Source organism: Mesorhizobium sp. M7A.F.Ca.ET.027.03.2.1 (assembly GCF_003999175.1).
Taxonomy (GTDB): Bacteria; Pseudomonadota; Alphaproteobacteria; order Rhizobiales; family Rhizobiaceae; genus Mesorhizobium.
The window spans coordinates 1-3,660 of sequence record NZ_RZOM01000622.1 but is presented as its reverse complement, the minus strand read 5'-3'; the positions used below and the strand labels follow the sequence as shown (position 1 = coordinate 3,660).

The 3,660-nt window shown below is 64.3% G+C and carries 4 protein-coding genes; 2 read left to right on the top strand and 2 right to left on the bottom strand.

Going from position 1 to position 3,660, the window contains the following annotated elements:
• A partial coding sequence (locus tag EN750_RS23570; protein ID WP_127397801.1) for an ATP-binding cassette domain-containing protein occupies nt 1–846 on the top strand: 846 nt, incomplete at its 5' end.
• Between the two features lie 32 nt (nt 847–878).
• Here EN750_RS23570 and EN750_RS23565 read toward each other — a convergent pair.
• Nucleotides 879–2,366 (bottom strand): carboxypeptidase M32, encoded by a 1,488-nt coding sequence (locus EN750_RS23565; RefSeq protein WP_127397800.1) that lies wholly within the window; start codon nt 2,364–2,366, stop codon nt 879–881.
• Between the two features lie 142 nt (nt 2,367–2,508).
• Here EN750_RS23565 and EN750_RS23560 point away from each other — a divergent pair, with 142 nt between their 5' ends.
• Nucleotides 2,509–2,862: a DUF1304 domain-containing protein gene (locus EN750_RS23560; RefSeq protein WP_127397799.1), complete on the top strand. Its 354-nt coding sequence runs from the start codon at nt 2,509–2,511 to the stop codon at nt 2,860–2,862.
• Between the two features lie 74 nt (nt 2,863–2,936).
• On the opposite strand, the gene EN750_RS23555 is transcribed toward EN750_RS23560, so the two are convergent.
• Entirely contained in the window at nt 2,937–3,365 is a 429-nt protein-coding gene (locus EN750_RS23555) for a hypothetical protein (protein WP_127269091.1), read from the bottom strand.
• Nucleotides 3,366–3,660: the final 295 nt, after the last annotated feature.

Genomic DNA, 3,660 nt, shown 5'->3' with positions numbered 1-3,660 from the left:
GCCGAACGGCTGACCGAAATCCTGGCCGAGAAGCCGGCGATCCAGGCTCCCGCCGATCCGAAGCCGCTGCCGGCCGTCGCCAAGGGCGCGATCGCCTTCGACAATGTCTCCTTCTCCTACCCGGCAAGGCCGGACCGTGCCGCCGTGCATGGCTTGAGCTTTCAGGTCATGCCGGGCGAGACGGTGGCGATCGTCGGGCCGTCAGGGGCCGGCAAGAGCACGGTGTTTTCGCTGATCCTGCGCTTCTACGATCCCGAAACAGGCAAGATCCTGATCGATGGCGTCGATGTGCGCGAGGCTGATCCCGTTTCGGTCCGCCAGCGCATCGCGATCGTGCCGCAGGACGTCACCATCTTCGCGGCAAGCGCGCGTGACAATATTGGGTTCGGCCGGCCGGGAGCCAGCAAGGCCGAAATCGAGACGGCGGCGAAGGATGCACTTGCCGACGAATTCATCCTCAAGCTGGAAAAAGGCTATGACAGCCAGGTCGGCGAGCGCGGCGTGACGCTGTCAGGCGGCCAGCGCCAGCGGGTTGCGATCGCCCGCGCCATCCTGCGCGACGCCCCGATCCTGCTGCTCGACGAGGCCACCTCCGCCCTCGACGCCGAAAGCGAGACGCTGGTGCAGACGGCGCTGGAACGGCTGATGCAGGGCCGCACCACGATCGTCATCGCCCACCGCCTGGCAACGGTGCTGAAGGCCGACAGGATCCTGGTCATGGATGGCGGCTCGATCGTCGAGGAAGGCACGCATCAAAGCCTTGTCGCCAAGGGCGGCATCTATGCGCGGCTGGCCAAGCTGCAGTTCGAAACCGGCGCCAGTGCTTTCAGGGGCGCGGCTGAGTAGGCAGAAACATCTGCCGCTGTGCCGGCAAGCCGCTATACGGCTCCGTATCGCTGCTTCAGATGGTTCACGAAATAGGTGGCGTTGAGCTTTTCGCCGGTGGCGCGTTCGAGCAGGTCCGGCGTCGACCAGCGTGATCCCTGCGACCAGATTTTTTCGCGGCGCCACTCGTTGATCGCCTCGAAATTGCCTTTGGCGAGATCGTCATCGGCGGCAGGATGATCCCGCGTCAGCGCTGCCCATTGCTGCGCCGCCATCATCGCGCCCAGCGTATAGGAGGGGAAATAGCCGAAGGCGGCCCCTGGCCAATGCACGTCCTGCATCGGTCCGTCGGCGGGGTTGTCGATGGTGGAGAGGCCGAGATAGTCACGCATCTTGGCGTCCCAGGCTTCGGGCAGATCACCCACCTCCAGCCGGCCCGCGACGAGTTCCTGCTCCAGTTCGTAGCGCAGGATGACATGCAGGGGATAGGTCACCTCGTCGGCATCGACACGGATCAGGCCGCGCTCGACGCGATGCACATGCGGCAGGATATCGTCGAGCGACCAGGCTTCGCCGAGATGCTTTTCGACCACCGGCAGCGCCCAGTTCCAGAAGGCCGGGTTGCGGCCGAGCTGTTTTTCGACGAACAGGCTCTGGCTTTCATGCACGGCCATGCCGCGCGCCTTGCCGAGCGGCCAGTGCGACCATGCCTTCGGCAGGTTCTGTTCGTAGAGCGCATGGCCGGTCTCGTGCAACACGCCCATCAGCGCCGACAGGAAGTCTGTAGTCTTGTAGCGGGTGGTGATGCGCACGTCGCTCGGCACGCCGCCGCAGAAAGGATGGTGCGACACCGACAGCGATCCGTGCGTCAGGTCGAAGCCGACCGCCGCCATCATGGCAAGGCCGAGCTCGCGCTGCCGGTCGATCGCATAGGTGCCTGAGAGCGGCTTCAGCGGGCGCTTGCGCAGCCGTGCGTCCTGGATAGCCAGCGCCTCAGGCACGAAGCCTTTCAGAAAAGCCTTCAGGTCGGTGAACACAGGCGTGATGTCGGCGGTGCGGTTCCCAGGATCGTATTGCTCCATCAGCGCGTCATAGGGGGCTAGGCCGAGCACATCGGCACGCAGCGCCGCCTCCTCGCGCACCAGCGCCACGACGCCCTCCAGCGCAGGCTGGAAGCCCGCCCAGTCGTTCTTGGCGCGCAGGCCGCGCCACAGTTGCTCGCAACGCATGCGCGCGGTCGTCTGGCGTTCGACGAATTCGACCGGCAGGCAGGTCAGGTTGGTGTATTGCCGCCGCAGTTCCGAGACCGCAGTGCGCTGCTCTTCACCCAATGCTTCCTGCTCGGCCGCGGCGATCCAGTCCGCTATCTCCGGCGCCGTTGCCCTGGTGTGATACATGCCGGCGAGTGCCGACATCGCCTCGGCACGTTTCTCGCCACCGCCGACAGCCATGTGGGTGGCCTCGTCGGCGCCGAGGATGGCCAGCGCATGCTCAAGCGCTTCGAGCTTGTGGCCGAGGTCATCGAGTTTCTGAAAGGACATGGTGGCTTCCGTGATTGGGGACGGCGCGAAAAGACACCAACGCAAATGCGTTGGCAACCCTCGGATGCCGTCCGGCAGATGCACCTTGCGCAGGCGAGGCCGCGCATGAAATGCTGCCGGCAACACATCAAGGGGGAAAAAAATGATCGGCAACATCCTTGTCGGGCTGGTGGCCTTGATCCATGCCTACATCGTCTATCTGGAGATGGTGCTGTGGGACACGCCGCGCGGACACAAGGCTTTCAACCTGACCCCGGAATTCGCCAGTGCCTCGAAAGTGCTCGCCGCCAATCAGGGGCTCTATAACGGTTTCCTCGCCGCCGGCCTCATCTGGGGGCTTTACCTCGGGGCGGTCGGTTTCCAGGTCAAGGTTTTCTTCCTGCTGTGCGTGGCTGTTGCCGGCCTCTATGGCGCGGCAACGGTTGGCCGCAAGATCCTGTTCATCCAGACCGTGCCGGCGATTGCCGCGCTGATCGCGGTCTGGCTGGGCTGGTAAAAGGACGCCCGCGGGATGGCTCCCGAAAGCGCCAGGTGGTCCCTTCCTCTTGGACCGTTTCAGCCGCTGTGGTCTCAGCCGTTCGGGTAGTTGCCGCCGTCGTCGCCGTCGCCCATCAGGAAACCGCTGCCGGTATCGACCCTCAGGCGCTGGTCGACATTGTCGAGCCGGCGCAGCAGGTCATGATATTGCGCGGCCGGTATCCTGCCGTGATCGGACGCGGCGACTTTCTCTGCCGCCTGACCGATGTGGGCCGTGCGCATTTCCAGGCGTTCCGCCACGGCCGGGGTGATGTTGTTGGCCTGTCTTGCGTCCACGATGCCCTGCCGGACGCCCTGCACCTGTGCGATAAGCGCCTCGACACGCGGGCCAGTCATGTCGGTCGGATCGGCCGCGTCGAGAGCGCCCTTGTGATGGCCCGCGGCATAGGCGCCGGCAAGCGGAACGGCGATGAGGAGCGCCGTGAGTGTAGCAGTTCTAAGCGAGGTCTTGAAAGAGCGCATCACGCGTCTCCTCTTGTAGAGGAAGGCGGCGGTTGTCCGCCTGCCTTCCGGCCTTGGGCCGTCCGGTTCCGTCGCGTCGCGATGAGGGGGTTCATCGCCGGCGGTTCTCGGCCCGGGCGCAAGTTAGGATCGCCCTGCGACAATGTGTAATTAAAAAAAGATAATCTTTTCAGGCCTTGTCGGCCTCTATCTGCGCCCTAGAGTTGAGCCGACGAACAAGTTCGCGTGATTTTGGATCAACGTTCGGTGAGCTTCAGTTCAATACGGCGGTTTTTTTTTGGCCGCTCTTCCGGGT

Excerpts from the sequence above, each read along its gene's own strand:
- EN750_RS23555 (WP_127269091.1), bottom strand. The coding sequence starts at position 3,365 with ATGCGCTCTTTCAAGACCTCGCTTAGAACTGCTACACTCACGGCGCTC.
- EN750_RS23560 (WP_127397799.1), top strand. The coding sequence starts at position 2,509 with ATGATCGGCAACATCCTTGTCGGGCTGGTGGCCTTGATCCATGCCTAC.
- EN750_RS23565 (WP_127397800.1), bottom strand. The coding sequence starts at position 2,366 with ATGTCCTTTCAGAAACTCGATGACCTCGGCCACAAGCTCGAAGCGCTT.